This is a genomic window from Fibrobacter sp. (assembly GCA_017503015.1).
Lineage (GTDB): Bacteria > Fibrobacterota > Fibrobacteria > Fibrobacterales > Fibrobacteraceae > Fibrobacter.
Window position 1 is genome coordinate 58676 of record JAFVTX010000050.1, and the last position, 20822, is coordinate 79497.

Below are 20822 nucleotides of genomic sequence, written 5' to 3' on the forward strand. Positions count from 1 at the left end.
TGGCGAAAAAAGGCGTTTGACGGAAATTTGTGCTTCCCGTCAACGCATTTTTGGCAGTTTTTAAATCATCCGCAAGATTTCTTGGGTGGTCTGTTCGGCGAAACTGTTGTCTTGTACAAAGCGGCGCACTTCGGTGGGGTTTATCCTGGCGTATTCGGACAGGGCCTTGCCGATGCCGTTACGGATGTAGTATTCGTCATCCTTGGCGCAGGTAAGGCAGAACTGCCGGAGCAGGGGCCAGTCGGTGCGGTCCTTGTACTGGATCTGGAAGATAATGGCGCTACGGCGAACCCAGATGTTCGGGTCCCGAATCCAGGAGGCGATCTTGGCGTGGAGCGCAGGCAAGCGCAGGGCCAGGTCTCCTAGGATGCAGGCGGCGATAGTGTCCACCGTGTCTTTCCAGGCGCGGGTCTTAATCAGTTTCTTTAAAAAGTTGAGGTGCTGCCCTCCTAGCATGCCCTTGTGCCTGAACAGGTAGTCGCAGGCGGCGTACTGGATTTCCCGATAGGGCTGAGCCCACATGTCCTCTATCCGGCTCACCAGCTCCGCATCGTTCTTGGGAGGGTTCTTGTCGAATATGGGGTATGTCACTTCCCGACGGGGGACCAGTTTCACTCCGAGGAAGTCGAATTGCTCACGGGCCTTTTTGGACATTTCGTGAGATTCTTCTTCGTTGGCGATGGAACGCAGTGCCAGAAGGATATCTTGAGTGAATCGTAACATTTGAACTCAAAAATAGTCCTAAAAAAATTTTTTTTCTAGGTCTTGACAAGCATTTTTTTTAACTTTTTTTTGGAATTTTGAAAAATTTTGCGAAAAAAAGACAAAAAACACCCTTGACAACGGAAAAAAGGGAACGCTTTTGCACGGCCCACAAAAAAAGACCCCCTTGCGGAGGTCTCGAGAGGCAACGATCAGACTCGAACTGATGAATAAGGCTTTTGCAGAGCCGCCCCTTACCAACTTGGGTACGTCGCCAATGTGAGGCCTAATATAGGTAATGAAACCCCTTTTTCCAAGGGCAAAGGGCTAAAAAAACTAATTTTTAGGCCATGTTTGACGGATTCAAGGCGAAAATGGGCTCTTTTTTGGTGAGCCTCTGGCTAAGGAGTCTCAGGGTTCGCCTGGAGACCCCCGAGGAGTTCGGTCCGGGCATTCTTGGAACTTGGCACAGGGATCTGCTTGCCAGCTGCGCCGCTTTCAAGGACATGGGGGTCCACGCTTTTGTTTCCCAGTCCAAGGATGGGGATTTCTTTAGCGCTACCGCCAAACGACTAGGGTATGTTGTCACAAGGGGGTCTGACAGCCACGGGGCCCTCAACGTGCGTCACCTGCTGGAATCTTTAAAGTCGGGACAGTTTGCAGGCATGGCTCTGGACGGCCCGCACGGCCCAGCAGGGATTGTAAAGCCTGGATCCCTTTGGCTGTCAAGGAAATCGGGACGGCCGTTGTGGGAAATCCAGGTGCAGTACGGCCGGCATTTCACCTTGCATACTTGGGACAGGTTTATAATTCCCTTGCCTATGTCAACAATTGTCGTGAGAATTAAGTATTTTTGTCATAAACAAGAGGAAAATGTACCGTGATTGCTTTAGCTCCAAAATTCGTGGCTTTTGACTTGGAAACGACGGGCCTTGATAACAAGAAAGACGAAATCATTGAAATCGGTGCCGTAAAATTCACTGTAGAAACCAAGAACGGCAAGGTGGTGCCCAAGCTGCTTTCCGAGTTTGAAACCTTCGTAAAGCCCAACATGCTGATCCCTGCCGAGGCTTCCAACGTGAACCACATCTATGACAAGGATGTGGAGAACGCGCCTCCTGTAGGCGAGTGCCTCAAGGGCTTTACGGCATTCTGTGGTCAGGGTTCTATCTTGATTGCCCACAATGCAAACTTCGATGCCAGTTTTTTGCGGGTGGCATACGCCAAGAATCCCCAGTTGGTACCGGGGAATCCGGTGATTGACAGTCTTGTTGTTTCAAGAACAATCCTGCCGGAGCTGGAAAACCATAAGCTGGGGTACATGGCGAACTTGTTCAAGCGACGTAACGAGATTGCCATGAGCATTGATTCCGAAAAGATGCACCGCGCCGTCTACGACTGCGAGATGCTTATGGAAGTTTTCGTGGCCATCCTCCGCCGCCGGTTCAAGGAAAAGGACTGGGAACTGGGGAATATCATGGCCAACATGGCCAAGTACAAGGGCACTCCGCAGTTTATTAATAAGTGATTAGGACTATGAGGTTTGAGGTCGGCTATCCTAACCCCGAGCCTCGCACCTCGTGCCTCCCAAACCCCTAAATCCTAGCCCCTAGTCTCTAAACAATACACAAAATACCGCCAAAGAGGACTTTGGCGGCTTTTCAGTTTTGTTTGGCGAGAATTAGATGCCGAGTTCCTGGGCAACAGCCTGGATACCGCACTTGCTGATAGTGCGGAGACCGGCAGCGCTCACGCGGAGGGTAACCCAACGATCTTCTTCGGGGATATAGAAGCGCTTCTTCTGGAGGTTGGGAAGCTGCTTCATCAACTTCTTACGGTTGGAGTGGGAAACCATGTTGCCCACGAGGCCGGCTTTTCCGGTGACTTCACAAATACGGCTCATAATAAAACTCCGTTGTTTTTTACGGACACCAATTTTAGTTAAATGTGGATGAATTGTCAAGACTGGGGTGCGTCTTGAAGTTCCTTTGGCAGGTTAAATTTGGTAGATTCCACCAATTTGACGAAATTTTCCACCTCTACGGGGGTGAATTTCGCCTTTATCCAGTCCACGACCTCCTGGACAAGGATTTCGGGGGCACTGGCACCACTGGAAAGCCCTACGGTCTCCACCCCCTGGAACCATTCCGGGTCCAGGTCGTGGACGGACTCGATCAGGTGGCTCTTGATGCCCTGTTCCAGCCCCAGTTCCATGAGTCGGGAAGAATTGGAGGAGTTCTTTGCCCCTACCACCAGGAGCAGTTCCACCTGGGAACACAGGTCCAAAACGGCGGCCTGACGGTTTCCGGTGGCGTAGCACAGGTCTCCGGCTTCGGGCCCGATGATGTTCGGAAATTTTTCTTTCAGCTTGGCGATAATCTTGCGGGTCTCGGCTACGGAGAGGGTGGTCTGGGTGATGTAGGCGATTTCCTTGCCGTCGTGGAAAGAGAGCTTTTCGATGTCTTCTTCGTTCCGGATGAGGGTGATGGCGCCTTCAGGGAGCTGCCCCAGGGTGCCTTCCACCTCGGCGTGTCCGGCATGCCCGATCAGGATAATGTGGCGCCCGGCGTTAAAATGGCGCTTGGCGCTGAAATGGACCTTGCGGACCAGGGGGCAGGTGGCGTCCACCACCTTCAGATGTCTGTTTTCGGCGTCCTGGTAGATGTGGTCCGCCACTCCGTGGGCCGAAAAGATGACTACGGAACCTTCGGGAACTTCGTCTACCTCATCAACGAAGATGACCCCCTTGGATTTTAGGGTTTCAACAACGTAGCGGTTGTGGACTATCTCGTGTCGCACGTAGATTGGGGAGCCGAATTTTTCCAGGGCCTTTTCCACCACGTGGATGGCCCGGTCAACACCGGCGCAGAATCCGCGAGGGGTGGCAAGAATCAGTTTCTTCATGTTTTTAGCCTTGTGCCTTGAGCAGGTCTTTCAAAAAATCTACAAGTTTCTGGTATGATTCCGTAATTTTCAGCCGTTCCCGTTCCAAGAAGGACTGGACCATCCGGATGTCGGCTTTGTTCCGGTCGGCAAAGCCTGCGGTGGTCTGGAGCTGAGTCAGCACTCCTTCGCGGACCAGGGTGCAGACGGTTTCCCTTTGCCCTCTGGAGTAAGGACCGACGCAGGTGGCCACGCCGTTCTGGAGAGGTTCCCAGAAGTCGTGGACCCCGAGGGTCAGGCTGAAGGAGCCTCCCACTACGGCAGACTTTGACATCTTCAAGATTTCCGGGACAAGCCCGAACTTGGTGACCAGGGCGACGGCGCCCTTTTGAACCAGGGGCCACTCCGTTACAATCAGTTCCTGTTCCAGAAGAGCCTTGCGGAAGGTTTCCACCTCTTCGAGCCTGCGGGGAACAAGCACTACGGATTCCTGGTGCTTGATGGAAGAAAGGATCATGCGGCTGAGGCTTGCCCATTCGGCAAAGTGCATGGACAGGAATGCCGTATCTACGGTGGGGTTCTCGGGGGCGGTGATTTCTTTGCCGGACTTGGCCCAAGAGAGCAGTTTCCAGTCCCCGCCGATAAAGGCCTTTGCAGGACAGGTTCCGTCGAAGGCAGACTGGATTCGGTTTGAATCGGCTCCGGTCTGCATGGCGGCGAACCCTACGGAACTGTAATCCAGGAAGGGCAGCGCCCTGTGGAACCTGCCGGAAACGATGGCTACGGAAGGCTTCAGCGAAAGCCGCCGCATGGCGGAGAGGTAGCCCGGCCAGAGTTCGTTTTCTCCCAGGATAAGACCGATAGGCTTTACCTTGGAGATGAACTTCGCCAGGGAGGAGGGCGTGTCGGCGGGGGCCAGGGCGGCTTCGATGTCCTTGCCCGAATTCTTTAGGAAATGGACAACTTCTGGCTTCTGCGTCGTGATGAGAATCTTTGGGCAGTTGGGCAGGTCCTGCTGCAGGAATCCGGCGAGGGAGAGGAGCATCCGGCATTCGCCGAGGCTTGCACCATGTAGCCAGAGGAACGGACCTTCGGGCCAGTCGCCGTCCAGCCTTTCTGAAATATGGAACCGGTTTTCGATGGCGGGGACCTTTGCGGTGGCGCCAGCCACAATTCCTGCCACTTCGCGGACTATGCTGAATGCGTTGAACATCTACGCTCCAAAGAAAACTTTTCTACTGTACAACAGGAAAATTAACAAAATGACCCATAGCCAGGTAGAAAAATCCGCCCGTAGGGTTTGGAAAAAAGTTCTAGGTTGCGCGGTTGCCACAAAATTTCGTGGATTTGGAAAAAACGCCCAGGTTTTTGCACTCCATTCTATCCATTTTTCTTGAAAGGTGGTTTTCAGGAACTGGTCTTCTGCCTTCGATAGGGCGAATTCTAGGGCGAAAAGGGTGGCAAAAAAAGGAATGGTCCAAAGGTCAAAACCAAGGTGAAAAATGATGGCTGCGCTGGCGATGAAACTGTTGGAAACGTAGAGCGGGTGCCGCATCAGGGAGTAAGCTCCGGTGGTGACTAGGGTGGGGGCAGCGTGGGTGTTTCCGCGGGTGTGTTCGCCGATGGTGCGCCTTGCAAAAATCCGGAGCAGGATGCCTACGGCAAGGAGGATTGCCGCTACTATGGTGGGCCCATATTTTAGAGGGGATGGGGGCACGACGATAAGTCCGAGACCTAGCACGCCCAGAATATAACCTCTCCACCTATAGAGACTTTTCATGGTCCAGGTCCACCAGCAGGAACTTACTTTCTAATGTTTCGGGAAGGCGGTCGTGGCTAGAAATCAGGAGCCACTTGCCCAGTTTTTCGCAGGCTTCCAGAAGCCTTTCCAGGATAGGAGCGCGGTCGTTCAGGGCGATGCCCGCCAGAGGTTCGTCCAGCAGTAAAATCTTGGAAGGGGAGGCTAACGCCCACAGCAGGGCCACCTTGGCCCGCTCTCCTCCGGAGAGGGACTCCTTGGAAAGCAACTTCTGGATTCGGGAGGCCTCTATGAAGTCGTGCAAAAGGGAAGAAGGGTCTCGTTCCAGCCTCTTTTTCAGGAGGTGTTTCGGCGGGAGCTCCAAATCCTGGGACATGAGGAAAATTCCGTCGGGACTTGCGCTTTCGGGGAGGCTCATTTCGCCTTGACTCCATTCTTCCAGATGGGCGATGAGCCGTAGTAGCGTAGTCTTGCCGGAACCGTTTTGCCCTTTCAGGAGCACAGGCTGTTTTGTGTTCCAACTGAGATTGAGGTTTCGATAGACCTGGGTTTCGGAACTTTCGCCGTCAAGACCTTTGTACGAAAAATCTCCCTGACAAACGGTAAGATTGTCTCCTCTGGCAGAGGGTGCGGGTGCTTTTTCGGGGATGGTCTCGAACTTGAAAAGGTAGGCGCAGGCGCTTGCCAGAGCGCGAAATTCCGGCAGGGCACGGGAACATTCCTTGACCGGCTTGTAGCTCAGGAGTACGGCGGAACAGAACAGGATGAGCCCTTTGCTGTCCATCCATCCCTGTGCAATAAGGATGGCGCAGAAAGCGAGGACGAGCACCATGGACAGAACCGAGACGGATTCCATTACCAGGGAAAGGCCGTTCTTGCGTATAGAAAAGCGCCTTGTATGTTCGCTGAGGTTTCGGGAGTCGCCCTGGAGTGTAGCCGAAAGAGCAGCCCTTTCTTGAGGGGCGCTCCAGGAGCGGAACAGTCGCCTGGTCATGTCGAAGTTGTTCCGGAATTTAGACTTTTCAAACAACAGGGATTCTTCTTCGGGACCCATGCGGTGGATTTTGCGCTGGAGGAGAGCTACCAGGGGCACGATAATCAAGAAAAGGAATAGGGTCAGGGGCCAGGAAATATAGAGCAGTACGGGAATGAAAACGAGGAGCTGCAAAATGGCCTGGGTCGCCTGGAAAAAGACGTTTCCGTTACTTTGGACGGTATGGATGGCGTCAAAGGCCATTTCTGTCTGGGTGTTGCCGTCTCGATTGTGGAAAAATCGGGGGGAGAGGTTTCGGAGTTTTCGGATAAACCAGCTCCGCAAGGTGGAACTGATGGAGAATATCCAGGTCTCGTTCTGCCGGACCTTGGCGAAGAGAAAAACAAGACGGAGTGCCGTCAATAGGACCATCAGGGTCACCCATTCGGTCAAGGTAAAGGTGGATTCCTGGGAAAGTAAATCCATGAAGGAGCGGATGCCCCACAGCAGGGCGCCATCGGCGGCACTGGAGGCAATGGCCAGCGGCAGGAACCGCAAAATGCCTTTCAAAAGGGATTTTTTGAGCCACTTTTTCAACATCTTCGTCGAAAATGTAAAAAATTTAGCCCCCCACCCTTTACAAAGAAATAAAGTTTCCTATATTTGGCCTTACTTGATGCCCCTATCGTCTAGTGGCCCAGGACTCGGGATTTTCATTCCCGCAACAGCGGTTCGAAACCGCTTGGGGGTATAAAAAAGATCAGCCGTTAGGTTGGTCTTTTTTTTATACCTAGTGGGTTGGTTCCTTTTTTTGTTCAATGATGGTTTTGATAAAAATTCTATAATTCCCATCATGATTTTCTCCCACAAGATTTTTTTACGCAGCTTGCTCGCCTTGGCCTTTGTGGCAGGGGCAGCTCATGCCGCAGTGAATATGCCGGTCCACAAGGAAGTGTTGGATAACGGCCTTACGGTCCTGTTGCACCCGAACTCTCAAGCTCCTACGGTGAGCTGCAGGCTCTTTTATGTGACGGGGTCCGTCCACGAAGTTCCGGGCAAGTCCGGACTTGCCCACATGTTGGAGCACGAGCTTTTCAAGGGCACGAACAAGGTGGGCATTACCGACAGCGTTGCCGATGCCCGGTTCATGGCGGTACAGGATTCTCTGCAGGCCTTGATTCGCTCGGCGAAAATGACGGCCGACACTGCTGCGGTCAAGAAGCTCACGGCGGAACACGATTCCGTGGTGAACGAACACCGCAAGATTTTCGTGAAGGATGAACTGTGGAGCGCCTACCAGGCTGCAGGCGGCACAGGACTCAACGCCTTCACCTCTGACCTGATGACGGCTTACATCGTGACGCTCCCCAAGGACAAAATCGAACTGTTCATGTGGCTGGAAGCGGACCGTATGCAGAACGCCGTACTGCGGGAGTTCTATTCGGAGCGTTCCGTGGTTCGCGAAGAACGTCGTATGCGTTACGACGACAAGCCTGCGGGTCGCTACATCGAGACGTTGAACTCTATGATTTACGAGGCGTTTCCTTACCGAGTGCCCACCATCGGCTGGCCTAGTGACATTGACAACTTGACTCGGGAAATGGCGGCGGAACACTACCGCAAGTATTACAAGCCCCGTAACGCCATTCTCGTGCTGGCGGGGGATTTGGACACGACGGCTACCATGGAAATGGTGAAGAAGTATTTCTCGAATATCCCTGCAGGGGAGGCGTTCCCGCCTCTCACCATCCGTGATCCGGAACAGGCCGGAGAAAAGCGTTTGGTGGTCAAGCGCCCCGACGCTCCCAACATGTACGACCTGGTTTTCAAGACGGCAGAAGTGGGCGACAAGAGCCTTTATGCTCTCGACATTATCGAAGGTGTACTGAACGGTCGTTCCGGCAGGCTTTACAGACGCCTGGTGGAGCAGGAAAAGCTGGCTGTCGGTATCCGCTCCAGTAACAGCCCCAACAAGTACGTTTCCGAATTCGGGGTTCATGTGAACCTGCGCCCCGATGCAGACGAAGCCAAGGTGGAGCAGATTGTCTGGGAAGAACTGGAAAAACTGAAGACCGAGCCTCTGAGTGCCCGCGACTTTGAAAAGGTCAAGAACCATTCCTATGCGGCCCTGGTCCGTAGTCTGACGGACATGGAGAACGTGGCCACAATGCTCGCCTGGTACGAAATGTACGGGGACTACAATATTTTCTTGAACTGGGCCGATGAACTTTCGAAGGTTACCGCCGCCGACGTTCAGGAAATTGCCCAGAAGACCTTTGTTCGGGAAAAATCCGTTTCGGGATTCTTGCTGAAAAAGTAACGCATCCTTTTTGCAGGAACGACAGGTCCCTGCCGCATTTCTGAAAAGCAAAACCCCGAGCACTTGCGTGCTCGGGGAACTTTTGGAGGAGCAAAATTTTGTGCGTTATTCTTTTTTGACTCGTGAAATCAGCAGTTTGCACTTGCCGTCTTCAACTACGATGTTGTTGGCCGAGAGCATGACATTTTCCATTTCCCAGTTGCCCTTGCTCCAGTGCTTTGTATCAAGTGCGTCACCGTCGAAATCGTCTTGCCAGGACTTGGTGAAAGTCTTTGTTTCTGTGTCGTAACTGTATACGCGGACATAGTCAATCTCTTGCGCTACGGGACCATCGGCCAGTTCAGCGCCTGTGAATTTTCCTGTCCAGGCGGCGCTTTTAGAAGCCCACAGGTTGAAACGGAGGGATTGCTGGAGGGTCATGAATTCCACTTGGCCTTTATCCATGCCAATGACATCACGACGGATTTCTACGCTGTCTATTTCCCAGGAAATATATTCGGGAGTCCACACGAAGGCGAACAGGTGGAAGTCTTCGGTAGAATTGAATCCGAAACCGGTCTTGTATTCCGAGGTGATTTTGGGGTTCTTCTTGTCTTCGTCCGGCAGACGGGTAATCAAGTTGGACTGCCACATTCCCGGGTTGGTTCCGAGGACTTCGATGTCGATTTCGTTCCACGGTTCGCTACCAAGCAGATAAGACGGATCGTAGTAGAGGAACATGGAACTTACGGAACCGGAGATGGAAACCATCTTCATGCGGGCCTCGAAGCGCCCGTAGGTGAACTGATCTTTGCCGGTGAGTTCTGCACCGTAATACTTGTAGTCGGCGAAGTCTTCGACTTCGGTGGCGGTGTTGTTTGGAATTGTATTTTCCACTTCTTTGCGGAAGGGTTCGAGTGGAGTGGAATCGGAACTGGGTGTTTCTTCCGATGCGGAGGATTCCACGGTCGGATCGGCACCTGGTTCTGTGGGATTACCACTGCTGCTATCGTCGGAGCATGCGGCAAACAGGCCTAGCGCAATAATTGGAAGAATGAATTTCGTTTTCATGGGATTACCTCTCTTTTTCCATAATATACAATCGTTTCAAGACCCTGGTTAGCACTCTGAATGTTGTTTTTACGAAACTGTATCGATTGTTTTTTTTTGAAAGGACAACATCCCAGACGATTTTATTGAAATAAAATCGTCTGGGAAATGAGATGCAGAGTTGTTTTTGGATCGATTAAGATGCGTTACTAACGGCATCGCCCATGCTGAACATCGGCATATACATGGCAACCAGCAGGCCACCGACGGCACCACCTAAGAATACGATGATCAATGGTTCCATCATGCCCACCACGGCATCCACGGCGGCATCCACTTCTTCGTCATAGAAGTCGGCAAGTTTCAAAAGCATGCCTCCCAGGTTACCGGTCTTTTCACCCACGCCAGTCATTTGTATAACCATAGGCGGGAAAATACCAACTTCAGTCATTGGCTCTGCAATGGATTTACCGCCTGCAATACCGATGGAAATCTTGTTGATAGACTTTTCCACTACCTTGTTGCTTACGGTGGAGGCCACCACCTTCAAGGAATCCATAATGGACACACCGGCGTTCAAAAGGGTTCCCAGGGTGCGGGCAAAGCTTGCCGTTGTGGATTTGATTTGGAGGTCTCCCAGTTTAGGTACCTTCAACATAAAGCCGTCCCAAGCAAACTTGATACTTGGAACCCTCATGGCCAATTTGAATCCGACAATAAAGATGATCAAGCCGATAATCATAAATGCAATGTTGTTCCGTATGAAATCGGATATGCCCATTACCACCAGGGTTGGCCCAGGCAGTTCTGCTCCCAATGATTCAAATTGCTCGGCAAAAGTCGGCACCACGAATGTCATAAGGGCTATCACCACTAAAATGCCGACGATGATGAGCATCACCGGGTAAGTCAAAGCTTTTTTCACCTTGCGCTTCAGGCGTTCCTGGTTTTCAAGAGTTTCGGCTAGACGGGCGAGAATGCCGTCCAAGATACCGCCGGCTTCGCCCGCAGCCACCATGTTGGTGTACAAGGGACCGAACACCTTTGGGTGCTGGGCTAAAGCGTCTGCCAAAGAGGAACCGCCGTTGATAGACTGGGTGACCTTGTGTATCACGTTTTTTAATTCAGGATTGTCGCATTGCTCTTCTAGTATAGTTAAGCACTGCAGCATAGGAAGGCCTGCCGAACTCATGGATGAGAACATTCGAGTGAACCTAGCGATGTCGGCGTGCTTGATTCCAGATCCGATTTTGATTTTAATTTCGGCGGGCTTCTTTTTTAGACTGGTAATCACCAGTCTGCGACGCATGAGCATGGACTCGGCTTCGGCTTTGTCCTTAGCCTCAAGAGTCCCTTGGAAAACATTGCCCTGGGTATTTTGGGCTTTGTATAGGAATTCTGCCATAGGTTACACACCTTCCTTCACGAACAGCTGTTCCAGCTGGTCGGGGCTTGGGGAACGGGAAAGGGCTTCGAAACGGTCCACCTTGCGGTTCTTTACCAGTTCGCAGAGACACATGTTCATGGTGTTCATGCCGAACTTCTGGCCGATTTCAATCATGGATTCAATCTGGTGTACCTTGTCTTCGCGAATTAGGGAACGGATACCGGGGGTCACGTTCATTATTTCGTAGGCCATGACGCGTCCGCCACCGATGCGGGGAACCAATGTCTGGCATATCACGCCCTGGAGCACAAAAGACAGCTGGGTGCGCACCGTTTGCTGCTCGCCTTTGGGAAAAGCGTCCACGATACGGTTGATGGTTTGCACGCAGGAGTTGGTGTGGAGTGTTGCGAAGGCCAAGTGGCCCGTTTCGGCAATGGTAAGGGCGGCACGGATGGTTTCAAGATCACGCATTTCGCCGATGAGCACCACGTCGGGGTCCTGACGGAGGGCCATCTTCAGTGCCTGGGAGAAACTGTTGGTGTCGCTGCCCACTTCGCGCTGGTTCACCATGCAACCCTGGTGCTTGTGCAAGAATTCGATAGGGTCTTCTACGGTGAGAATGTGGTCGTGACGTTCCTTGTTGATCTTGTCAATCATGGCAGCAAGGGTGGTGGACTTACCGGAACCAGTAGCACCGGTCACCAGTACCAGACCCGAAGGACGGGTGGTGAATTCGGCCAGGATTTTCGGGAGACCCAGTTCCTTGAATGTGCGGATATCAAGGGGGATAATACGGAGGGCGATGGCCACGCAGCCGCGCTGCAGGTAAGCATTGGCACGGAAACGGGCGAGGTTTGCAATACCGAAAGAGAAGTCACATTCCTTCTGCTGTTCGAAGGTCTTCTTCTGCATCTCGTTCATGAGACTGTAGGTCATGCGCATGGTCTCGTCCGGTTTCAGCTTGTCGGCCCCGATAGGGGTGAGTTTGCCGGAGATACGGAGTAGGGGAGGGGAACCTGCCGTGATATGCAAGTCGGAGGCTCCGCGTTTGACCATTTCAGAAAGAAGTTCTTGAATATTGTATGCCATATTCAAGAATATAACTAAAAAGGAGCGAAATTTCATAAATTCTACAGCATAATGCGTATTTCTACACTAAAATGGGCTTTGATTCCCCTTGTTTTGCTTGGGGGAATCTACTTGTACCGTACTGTTGCCCTGGAACGGTCTTTTCGGGAAATCCCCAAGACGGTAGTGAACTTTGAGGCTTTGAAGGCCGATGGTAGCCGGACGGATTACGCAAGGGAGAAAGGAGAGATGACCCTTATCGTTTTGAGTGCCAGCTGGTGTCCTGGTTGCCTCATGGAAATTCCCATGCTTCAGAAATTCCATCGGGAATATGGCCCTAGGGGACTAAAAATCCTGATGATAGACGAAGACGATAACCTCAAGACCATGGCTCGGTTCAAGAAGGCTAAGGAAATGCCCTGGACCGTGGTCCACTGGAACTACGACGCCATGAACGCTCTCGGGAATCCGGGAGTCATTCCCGTAAGCTACCTGGTAGATAAAGAGGACAATATTGACAAGGTGTTCGTGGGTGACGCAAGCGAGTCGGAGCTACGACGGCGGATCGAGAAGTTATTAGGGGTGTGAGGTGCGAGGCTCGAGGAGTGATGATCACAAGAGGTGTTGTCCTCATTCCGGAATAATCGTCTTACGCAATCGGGCTGGGGAAAAGAATCACGTCTTTGATTTCTGCCTTGTTCAGGGCCAGCATAAAGAGCCGGTCCAGGCCCAGCGCCACGCCGGAGCAGGCGGGCATCCCCGATTCCAGCGCCTGCAAGAAGTTTTCGTCTATGGTTGGCAAAGGTTTGTTCATCCTACGACGGATTTCAAGGTCGGCCTCGAAACGCCTGCGCTGTTCCTTGGCATCGGTCAGTTCCGTATAGCCGTTGCAAAGTTCCACCTGATCCACAAACAGTTCAAACCGGCGAGCCCAGGTGTGGCCGTCTTCGCCAACGTAGGTCTGGGCGAGAGCCGCCTGGGACTGGGGGTAATCCAGAATGAACTCCGGACCGTTCTTTGCTAACGCCGGTTCTACGGCAAAGACCATCAGGTAGTCCCACCAGTCTTCCCGGGACATGTCTGTAGAGGCGGCTGGGAGGGGAATGTCTTTGGACCTGCAGGCTGCGACGAAGTCTCCGTCGGTGGCGGTAAGGGGGTCCACGCCGGCGTAATTCCTGAAGGCATCAATCCAGCGGGTGCGGCGGGCGTTGAGGGGTTTCCCGAGAATCTCCGAGACCAGGGCTTCCACCTCGTCCATCAGCTGCTCCTGGGGCATGCCCACACGGTACCATTCCACCATGCTGAATTCGTTGTTGTGGTGTGCGCCGAATTCGTCCTTACGAAAGGACTTGGTAATCTGGAAGATGTCGCCGAACCCTGCCGAGAGTAGGCGTTTCATGTGGAATTCTGGACTGGTCATCATGAAACGGTGGGGCGATTCAATCTCGAAGTAATCCAGCTGCGGGTCGGTGCCGCAAGCGTTGGACAGCACCGGCGTTTCCACTTCCAAAACCCCGCGAGCTTCGAAGAAAGCACGAACCTTACGCATCAGGTCTTGACGCTTTATCCAGGTTTCACGGTTGCAGGTGGGAGAGAACATGGTGGGAAGGGGTTAGGATCTAGGGGATAGGTGTTAGGGCTGATAGAAACAGGAAGTTTTATGTAAAGTGTGTAATGTGAAATTAGTTGTCGATTAGGCGCCGAAGGCGCGATTATAAGAACTCACTACTCACAACTCATTACTCATTATTCACCACGCAGCGGACCGACAGGGAGAATTTCTTATCTACAGAAATGTTTGAAACTTCTTTATCTGTGCTGAACATGGAGCGTGCTACGCCTCGGCCGTCGCCGCCATCCTGGTTTGTCCAGAAATAGGCGCCTTCGCCGACGATGACCGAGATGTTGTTCTTGTTGGCGTAGCCTCCGAACAGGGCGGTAAAGGCGTAGTTGTCGCTTCCGTTACTGCGGAGGCGTTCTGCGGCGGTGTTGGCACCACCGGCGTAAATCTCTAGCATTTTCCAGTCTTCGTCCGTAGAAAGTCTAGTTCCTTCGGGGCAGGCCTTTTGGGCGGCTTCTTGGGTGTAGAGGCGTCCATAGACCTTGCAGTTGTCGTCTTCGCGGTCATAGCACATGGAACCTTCTTCCATGGCAAAGTTCAGGTTCTGCACGAACCACTTTGTGCCGTTGATTTCCTTGACCTTGTAGGTCTGTCCGTCGCGGTTGTCTGTAAAGTACTCGAATACGGGGCAGCGGGTTTCAAATTCTTTCGAAGCCAAGATGGAATCTACCGCCGGTTGCCAAGCGGTGCAGAACCGGAACAGTTCGCCACCGGGCAGTTCCGTAGAATCGGCCTTGTGCTTGTCGGCCCAACGATTCACGTAGGCAATGTTTGGGATAGTCGAGTCTGCAATAGAAAGGGCCTTTGCGTTTGCCTGAATCAATTTGGAAAAATTTTCCGCTACGGTCATGGGGGATTTCCAGTAACCTTCCGTAAGGCCCGTGCGGATTTTTTCGTAGAGGGGAGAGGGCTTGGTGACGGTAATGGTGGTTTCGATGAAATGTTCGGGCTTGGTGGCGCAGGTCTGCTTGCGGGCTTCGTCATTCAGGGAATCAGCCTGGGTCTCGCATTGCAACTTGCAGAATTCCTTGTCCTTGCCTTTCTTGGGGCAGGCCACCCATGTGGTGGTGTCCACCTGTTCCTTGACGGGCTTGGCAAAGGCTTTGGTCTTGAGGGCTGCCTTGACCACCTTGTCCAAAGCCTCCAGGGCGTTAGCGTTTCCGGCGGTTCCGTCCATGAGCAGGTAGCTTACCACTTCGCTACAGGCATTTATCGTCTTGGCGTTGGCGCAGACTTTTGCTCCGTAGCCGTAGGCAAACTGCGACGGGCACTGGGCAAAGGATTCGTCGGGCATGGACTTGAAAATTTTCTCGAAGACGGCTACGGCGTCATTGGCATTCAACTTGCCGCAATAGATTTCTTCTATTTCGTTGTTCTTTACCATTTTTTTAGCGGTGGCGATATCCTGGTTGTCTATCGCTTCGCGAAATGCCTCTTGGGCAAAAGCAGTTGTAACGCCCAGGGCAAGAACTCCTACACTTAACAAGCCTCTAAGAATTTTCATTGTAACCCTCTTTTTTTGCGGTGTAAATATATAAAAGTTCCACCCTGATGATGCTAGTAACTAGTAACTAGTAACTCAGAACTATTAATTATACCAGCTCTGTTTTCTATATTTGGGCCCATGATTGATGCCGAAAAAATCCGTAGCGAATTTCCGATGCTTGTCGCAGGCGATAAGGATGCAAAGCCCCTCGCCTTCTTGGACAGCACGGCCACCACGCAAAAGCCCGCATGCGTCATCGACGCGATGGACGACTTTTACCGCAAGCACTACAGTTCCGTAAAGCGCGGCGTATACCGCCTGAGCGCCCGCACCACCGAAGCATTCGAAGCCACCCGCAAGAATGTCGCAAAATTTATTAACGCCAAGACCGAAGACGAAATCGTGTTCACCCGCGGCACCACCGAAAGCATCAATCTGGTGGCGTGGAGTTACGGTCGCAAGTTCTTCGAGGCGGGCGACGAGATTCTGATTAGCGGTCTGGAGCACCACGCCAACATCGTGAGCTGGCAGCTGGTTGCCGAAATGAAGGGCGCCAAGATCAAGGTGATTCCCGTTTTGGACAACGGCGATTTGGATTTGGCGGCACTTCCCGGACTTTTGAATGTGCGCACCAAGATGGTGGCAGTAGCGCACGTGAGCAATTCCGTCGGCACAGTGAACCCCATTGCAGAAATTATCGCGACCGTTCGGGGCCTCGCCCCGCAGGCAAAGATTCTGATTGATGCCGCCCAGAGTTCCAGCCACATCAAGATTGACGTGCAAAAGCTGGACTGCGACTTTCTCGCCTTCAGTGGACACAAGATGTATGGTCCCACCGGCGTGGGTGTGCTCTACGGCAAGTACGAAGTTTTGGATAGCATGCCTCCCTGGCACGGCGGTGGCGAGATGATCAAGAACGTGACTTTTGAAAAAACGACTTACGCCGATGTTCCCGCACGTTTCGAGGCAGGCACGCCTATGATCGCCGAAGTCATCGGGCTCGGCAAGGCCATTGAATGGATTAATGAAGTCGGCATCGAGAACATCCGCAAGCACGAAGAAGAAATTACGCAGTATGCGCTGGAACAGCTTGCGCAAATTCCGCAGGTGAAAATTTTCGGGAACCCGAAGGAACGGGGTGCCCTCATCAGCATCACGCTGGATGGCATCGCCGTCAGCGACGCCGCCATGATTCTCGACGAAGAAAACGTGGCAGTTCGCAGCGGGCACCACTGCGCCCAACCTGTGATGGACCGCTTCGGCGTCGACGCCACGCTTCGTTTGAGCTTCGGCGCGTACACCCTGAAGCGCGACATCGACCGCTTTGTCGCAGGCATCAAGCGAGTTCTCCGACTCTTCGGTTAACCGGGACTCGTATGGGAATCGAGAAAGGCATCTTTAACCGCACATCGCTCCTGCTCGGGGACGACGTGATGGGCGACATCTACCAGAAGCGCGTCATCATCTTCGGTCTCGGCGGTGTGGGCAGCTGGTGCGCCGAAAGCCTGGTGCGTTCCGGCATCAAGGAACTCGTGCTTGTCGATTCCGACCGCGTGTGCGTCACCAACGTGAACCGTCAACTGATGGCCACCACAAAGACCGTAGGCCAAGTCAAGGTCGAAGTCCTCAAGAACCGCCTGCTCGAAATCAACCCGCACGCCAACATTGTCGCGTTGCAGGACATCTATGAAGAAGCGAATACGGACAAATTCCAGCTGGACACCTTCGACTACATCATCGATGCCATCGATAGCCTCGAAAACAAGATGCAGCTGTTGTGGCACGCCACACGCACCAAGGCCACAGTCTTCTCTTCGATGGGCGCAGCCCTCAAGATGGACCCCACGCGAATCAAGGTCGCCGAATTTTGGAAGGTTGCCGGTTGCCCGCTCGCCCGCGCCCTGCGCGACAAGTTCAAGAAAAAGAAAATGGCGCTCAAGAAAAAAGTGCTGTGCGTCTACAGCGACGAACTCCTGAAAAACCGCGGCAAGAATTCTTCTTGCGGAACGGACGCCTGCATGTGCCCCAAGGTGCGCCACGAAAGGAGCGAAGCCGAACTCCAGAACGCAAGCCTGGTCGATCACGAATGGTGCAGCAGTAAGGCGCAAATCAACGGCACCATGGCACACTCCACCGCTATTTTTGGATTCATGATTGCGGGCCTCGTGATGCAGGACATCTACAAGAAGGCATTGGCTAGCGCGGAGTAATATGAAATTCCTAATTCAGCGTGTATTGAACGCCCAGGTGGATATCGAAGGGCTGACTGTCGGCAAGATCGGCAAGGGCTACATGATCCTCATCGGCGTGGGCGAAGACGATACCCGCGAAATCGCCAACAGGCTCATCCACAAGATGCTTGCGCTGCGCATCTTCGCCGACGAAAACGGCAAGACGAATCTTTCCATCAAGGACGTAGGCGGCGAACTCCTGCTTGTTTCGCAGTTCACGCTTTACGCCAACTGCAACAAGGGAAACCGTCCGACTTTCAACGGTGCAGGCAACCCCACACTCGCAAACGAACTCTACGAATACATCATTGCCGAGTGCAAAAAAGAAATCCCCGTCGTACAGACAGGGAAATTCGGCGCCGATATGCAGGTGAGCCTCGTAAACGACGGCCCCTTCACAATTATGCTAGAGTAGGAGCGCATCGACTTGGTGCGCAACTCTGCAGTATGTGCGTCCCTAGACGTCTCCCACTTCGCCTTTTTCGACGAAATTTCTTATAGCCTTGGAAATCCTCATACTGCAGAAGTTCGGGCCGCACATGCTGCAGAAATGACTGCTCTTGGCTCTGCTTTCGGGAAGGGTCTTGTCATGGAATTCCATGGCCTTTTCTGGGTCAAGAGAAAGGGCGAACTGGTCGTTCCAGCGGAAGTCGAAACGGGCGCGGGAAAGGGCGTCGTCCCTGAACTGGGCTCCGAAATGACCCTTGGCGAGGTCCGCCGCATGGGCCGCCAGTTTGTAGGTTACCACACCGGCGCGCACGTCATCTCGGTCCGGAAGTCCCAAGTGTTCCTTGGGCGTCACGTAGCACAGCATGGCAGTGCCGTACCAGCCAATCTGCGCCGCCCCGATGGCCGAGGTAATGTGGTCATATCCGGGAGCGATGTCGGTGGTGAGGGGGCCTAAGGTGTAGAAGGGGGCGTTGAAGCACTTTTCCGTCTGCTTGGCCATGTTGTCCTGAATCTTGTGCATGGGCACATGGCCCGGGCCTTCGATAATCACTTGCACGCCGTATTCCCAGGCGATTTTGGTCAGTTCGCCCAAGGTTTCCAGTTCTCCGAACTGGGCGGCGTCATTGGCGTCGGCAATGGATCCCGGACGCAACCCGTCACCAAGGGAAACGGCCACGTCGTATTTGGCGAGGATCTCGCAGATTTCCCGGAAGTGGGTGTAAAGGAAGTTTTCTTTTTTGTGGACCATGCTCCAAAGCGCAAGGATAGAGCCTCCGCGGCTCACGATTCCCGTAGTGCGTTTCAGGGTCAGCGGGATGTGTTTTAGCAAGAGCCCTGCGTGAATGGTAAAGTAGTCCACGCCCTGTTCGGCCTGCTCAATCAGGGTGTCGCGATAGGCTTCCCAAGTCAGGTCTTCGGCCTTGCCCTTGACTTTTTCAAGAGCTTGGTAGATAGGCACGGTGCCGATAGGTACGGGGCTGTTCCGCAGAATCCATTCCCTAGTCTCGTGGATGTTCTTGCCGGTAGAAAGGTCCATGACGGTGTCGGCCCCCCACTTGACGGACCACACCAACTTTTCCACCTCTTCTTCGATACCGCTACTGAGGGCGGAGTTCCCGATGTTGGAATTGATCTTGGTGAGGAAGGCGTTGCCGATAATCATGGGTTCGCATTCCGGGTGGTTCATATTGGAAGGGATGATGGCCCTGCCTGCAGCCACTTCGGAGCAGACGAATTCCGGCGTGATAGGCTTGATGCCCGAGTCCTTGGGCAGAATCTGGTCCAGACGCTGGTTTTCGCGGATGGCCACGTATTCCATTTCGGGAGTGATGATTCCCTTGCGGGCGAAGTCCAGCTGGGTCTTGCAGCCTTCTGCACCGGGAACATCCTTGAGCCATTCTCTCCAGCCTTCGCGAATCTTGGGGAGTCCCTTCTTTATGTCAATTTCTGCAGAGGCGTCGCCGTAAAGTCCGCTGGTATCATAAACGGGGACCACCGGTGTTTTGGGGTCGTCAATCTTTACCTCTCGCATGCCCACGCGAATTTCGGAAAACAATTTTCCCTGCACATAAATCTTGCTGGATTGCGGAAAGGTCGCACCCTTTATATCCATAAATTCCTCACTTTTCCTACGGCCAAATTACTGGCACAGGTTCAAGGGGTTTGTTCTCAGCCATAGTTCCTACAGCACCCCCAAGTTTTTTCCACAATATAAAATTTTATCTTTCGTATCGAGGACATTTATGGATATCAAGAAGACAAACGCCGCACGAATCTTGGACCGCCAGAAGATCCAGTACGAGCTAATCCCTTACAAGGTGGATGAAAACGACTTGGGCGCCCAACATGTGGCGGACAGCCTGGGCGAAGACATCAACCAGGTTTTCAAGACAATCCTGGTCCATGGTGATAAAATCGGCTACCTGGTATGCGTCGTTCCAGGTAATTTGGAAGTGGATTTGAAAGGAGCCGCCAAGGTCAGCGGCAACAAGAAAATCGATACCGTCCCCTTGAAGGACTTGACCCCGTTGACAGGCTACATCCGGGGTGGTTGCAGCCCTCTTGGACTCAAGAAGAATTTTCCCATCTTTATTCACGAAACCGCCCTGCAGTTTCCGTTTATTTATGTGAGTGCCGGTGAACGAGGCTTGCAGTTGAAGATTGCCCCGGCAGATTTGGTTAAGGCAACCCGCGGAACAGTGGGAGTGATTGCTCGCGTGCCTCCCACTGCGCCCGAAGACTGATTGTTTGTTAATTTTAGAACGATGGTCCTGTTTGCCAAATACATTGCCGGCTTTGCAATAGCCCTTGTTTGTATGGGCTTGTGCTGTTGCACTTTCCCAGTTCGCACCGGTTACGACAGGAGTATCGGCGGTTACAAGTCTGCACCGAGTGAACACGCATCTACGGAGAAAACCGGGGCGAAGTCCAGCACGGGAGCCTCCCCGAGCAGGGATCCATCGCACAAGAAAACCACCGCAGGGGCTACCAAACAGGCCGCCACCCAAAAGATGGCTCACGAAAATGCTCCCAAGCAAGCCTCCAACTCCTCCTTAGAAAAGCTAGCACAGTCCTGGATAGGTACCCGCTATCTCTATGGCGGCAGTTCCAGGTCCGGTACGGACTGCTCCGGCTATGTGATGCAACTTTACAAGGAACACTATGGAATAAGCTTGCCCCATAACGCAGGCCAGATGTACGATGATAGCCGTGGCAGTTCCGTGAGCCGGGGCAGCCTGCAGGAAGGGGACCTTGTATTTTTTGGCAGCTTCTGGAAAATTGACCACGTGGGAATTTATCTGAAAGGGGACCGCTTTACCCACGCCAGCACCAGTAAGGGCGTGATGATATCCCCCATGAGCGACAACTACTGGCGACCCAAGTACCAGGGGGCGAGACGGTTTAGGTGACAAC

Annotated in this window: 21 protein-coding genes, 2 tRNA genes and 1 riboswitch; of the genes, 10 read left to right on the forward strand and 13 right to left on the reverse strand. The window is 53.0% G+C overall.

All coding sequences use genetic code 11. The features are described 5' to 3' along the window. Nucleotides 1-60 precede the first annotated feature (60 nt). Nucleotides 61-723 (reverse strand): DNA alkylation repair protein, encoded by a 663-nt coding sequence (locus tag IKB43_09290; GenBank protein MBR2470321.1) that lies wholly within the window; start codon nt 721-723, stop codon nt 61-63. 182 nt (nt 724-905) lie between these two features. Beyond that, a tRNA-Cys gene (locus IKB43_09295) sits at nt 906-978 on the reverse strand. Nucleotides 979-1052: 74 nt separating this feature from the next. On the opposite strand from IKB43_09295, the gene IKB43_09300 reads away from it, so the two are divergent. Then, entirely contained in the window at nt 1053-1586 is a 534-nt protein-coding gene (locus IKB43_09300; GenBank protein ID MBR2470322.1) for a DUF374 domain-containing protein, read from the forward strand. Then, nucleotides 1583-2230, forward strand: coding sequence for a 3'-5' exonuclease (locus IKB43_09305; GenBank protein MBR2470323.1), 648 nt, complete (start codon nt 1583-1585; stop codon nt 2228-2230). Before IKB43_09300 ends, IKB43_09305 begins: the two co-directional genes overlap by 4 nt. Before the next feature lie 153 nt (nt 2231-2383). Here IKB43_09305 and rpmB read toward each other — a convergent pair whose 3' ends face one another. From rpmB to IKB43_09330, 5 genes are read right to left on the reverse strand one after another with little or no spacing between them, the layout of a single operon-like run. Then, nucleotides 2384-2605: a 50S ribosomal protein L28 gene (gene rpmB, locus IKB43_09310; protein ID MBR2470324.1), complete on the reverse strand. Its 222-nt coding sequence runs from the start codon at nt 2603-2605 to the stop codon at nt 2384-2386. 56 nt (nt 2606-2661) lie between these two features. Further along, on the reverse strand, nt 2662-3606 hold the full coding sequence (gene ispH, locus IKB43_09315) for a 4-hydroxy-3-methylbut-2-enyl diphosphate reductase (protein ID MBR2470325.1): 945 nt from the start codon (nt 3604-3606) through the stop codon (nt 2662-2664). Between the two features lie 4 nt (nt 3607-3610). Continuing rightward, nucleotides 3611-4798 (reverse strand): 3-deoxy-D-manno-octulosonic acid transferase, encoded by a 1188-nt coding sequence (locus IKB43_09320; GenBank protein ID MBR2470326.1) that lies wholly within the window; start codon nt 4796-4798, stop codon nt 3611-3613. Further along, the gene (locus IKB43_09325) at nt 4799-5326 is read right to left on the reverse strand and encodes an ABC transporter permease (GenBank protein MBR2470327.1); all 528 of its coding nucleotides are present in this window, start codon (nt 5324-5326) and stop codon (nt 4799-4801) included. A gap of 22 nt (nt 5327-5348) precedes the next feature. Continuing rightward, on the reverse strand, nt 5349-6917 hold the full coding sequence (locus tag IKB43_09330; GenBank protein MBR2470328.1) for an ABC transporter ATP-binding protein: 1569 nt from the start codon (nt 6915-6917) through the stop codon (nt 5349-5351). Between the two features lie 78 nt (nt 6918-6995). On the opposite strand from IKB43_09330, the gene IKB43_09335 reads away from it, so the two are divergent. Both IKB43_09335 and IKB43_09340 read left to right on the forward strand, forming a co-directional pair. Next, nucleotides 6996-7068: transfer RNA gene (locus IKB43_09335), tRNA-Glu, on the forward strand. A gap of 102 nt (nt 7069-7170) precedes the next feature. Next, nucleotides 7171-8637, forward strand: a complete 1467-nt coding sequence (locus IKB43_09340; GenBank protein ID MBR2470329.1) for an insulinase family protein — start codon at nt 7171-7173, stop codon at nt 8635-8637. Between the two features lie 105 nt (nt 8638-8742). On the opposite strand, the gene IKB43_09345 is transcribed toward IKB43_09340, so the two are convergent. The 3 genes from IKB43_09345 to IKB43_09355 all read right to left on the reverse strand — a co-directional run bounded on the left by IKB43_09345 (nt 8743) and on the right by IKB43_09355 (nt 12142). Beyond that, nucleotides 8743-9687, reverse strand: coding sequence for a family 16 glycosylhydrolase (locus IKB43_09345; protein ID MBR2470330.1), 945 nt, complete (start codon nt 9685-9687; stop codon nt 8743-8745). Nucleotides 9688-9862: 175 nt separating this feature from the next. After that, entirely contained in the window at nt 9863-11071 is a 1209-nt protein-coding gene (locus IKB43_09350) for a type II secretion system F family protein (protein ID MBR2470331.1), read from the reverse strand. A gap of 3 nt (nt 11072-11074) precedes the next feature. Continuing rightward, nucleotides 11075-12142 (reverse strand): type IV pilus twitching motility protein PilT, encoded by a 1068-nt coding sequence (locus tag IKB43_09355; protein MBR2470332.1) that lies wholly within the window; start codon nt 12140-12142, stop codon nt 11075-11077. A gap of 51 nt (nt 12143-12193) precedes the next feature. Between IKB43_09355 and IKB43_09360 the strand changes: the two genes are divergently transcribed. Continuing rightward, entirely contained in the window at nt 12194-12709 is a 516-nt protein-coding gene (locus tag IKB43_09360) for a TlpA family protein disulfide reductase (GenBank protein ID MBR2470333.1), read from the forward strand. A 61-nt stretch (nt 12710-12770) separates the two neighbouring features. On the opposite strand, the gene genX is transcribed toward IKB43_09360, so the two are convergent. Beyond that, nucleotides 12771-13721, reverse strand: coding sequence for an EF-P lysine aminoacylase GenX (genX, locus tag IKB43_09365; GenBank protein MBR2470334.1), 951 nt, complete (start codon nt 13719-13721; stop codon nt 12771-12773). Between the two features lie 139 nt (nt 13722-13860). Next, complete coding sequence (locus IKB43_09370; GenBank protein ID MBR2470335.1) at nt 13861-15246, reverse strand: hypothetical protein; 1386 nt, start codon at nt 15244-15246, stop codon at nt 13861-13863. A 123-nt stretch (nt 15247-15369) separates the two neighbouring features. Here IKB43_09370 and IKB43_09375 point away from each other — a divergent pair, with 123 nt between their 5' ends. Genes IKB43_09375 through dtd form a run of 3 tightly spaced genes read left to right on the forward strand, consistent with a single transcriptional unit; the run spans nt 15370 to nt 17874 of the window. Beyond that, nucleotides 15370-16593 (forward strand): cysteine desulfurase, encoded by a 1224-nt coding sequence (locus IKB43_09375; GenBank protein MBR2470336.1) that lies wholly within the window; start codon nt 15370-15372, stop codon nt 16591-16593. Between the two features lie 11 nt (nt 16594-16604). Then, nucleotides 16605-17438 carry a tRNA threonylcarbamoyladenosine dehydratase gene (locus IKB43_09380; GenBank protein MBR2470337.1) on the forward strand — a complete coding sequence of 278 codons (834 nt, stop codon included), beginning with the start codon at nt 16605-16607 and terminating at the stop codon, nt 17436-17438. Nucleotide 17439: 1 nt separating this feature from the next. Further along, nucleotides 17440-17874, forward strand: a complete 435-nt coding sequence (gene dtd, locus IKB43_09385) for a D-tyrosyl-tRNA(Tyr) deacylase (protein MBR2470338.1) — start codon at nt 17440-17442, stop codon at nt 17872-17874. Nucleotides 17875-17916: 42 nt separating this feature from the next. On the opposite strand, the gene thiC is transcribed toward dtd, so the two are convergent. Continuing rightward, nucleotides 17917-19521, reverse strand: coding sequence for a phosphomethylpyrimidine synthase ThiC (gene thiC / locus IKB43_09390; GenBank protein ID MBR2470339.1), 1605 nt, complete (start codon nt 19519-19521; stop codon nt 17917-17919). After that, nucleotides 19518-19613: riboswitch (TPP riboswitch) on the reverse strand. Its footprint overlaps the gene before it by 4 nt. Before the next feature lie 38 nt (nt 19614-19651). Here thiC and ybaK point away from each other — a divergent pair. Together ybaK and IKB43_09400 are read left to right on the forward strand one after the other, a co-directional pair. Beyond that, nucleotides 19652-20152 carry a Cys-tRNA(Pro) deacylase gene (ybaK, locus tag IKB43_09395; GenBank protein MBR2470340.1) on the forward strand — a complete coding sequence of 167 codons (501 nt, stop codon included), beginning with the start codon at nt 19652-19654 and terminating at the stop codon, nt 20150-20152. Between the two features lie 21 nt (nt 20153-20173). Then, nucleotides 20174-20818 (forward strand): C40 family peptidase, encoded by a 645-nt coding sequence (locus IKB43_09400; GenBank protein ID MBR2470341.1) that lies wholly within the window; start codon nt 20174-20176, stop codon nt 20816-20818. Nucleotides 20819-20822 lie beyond the last annotated feature (4 nt).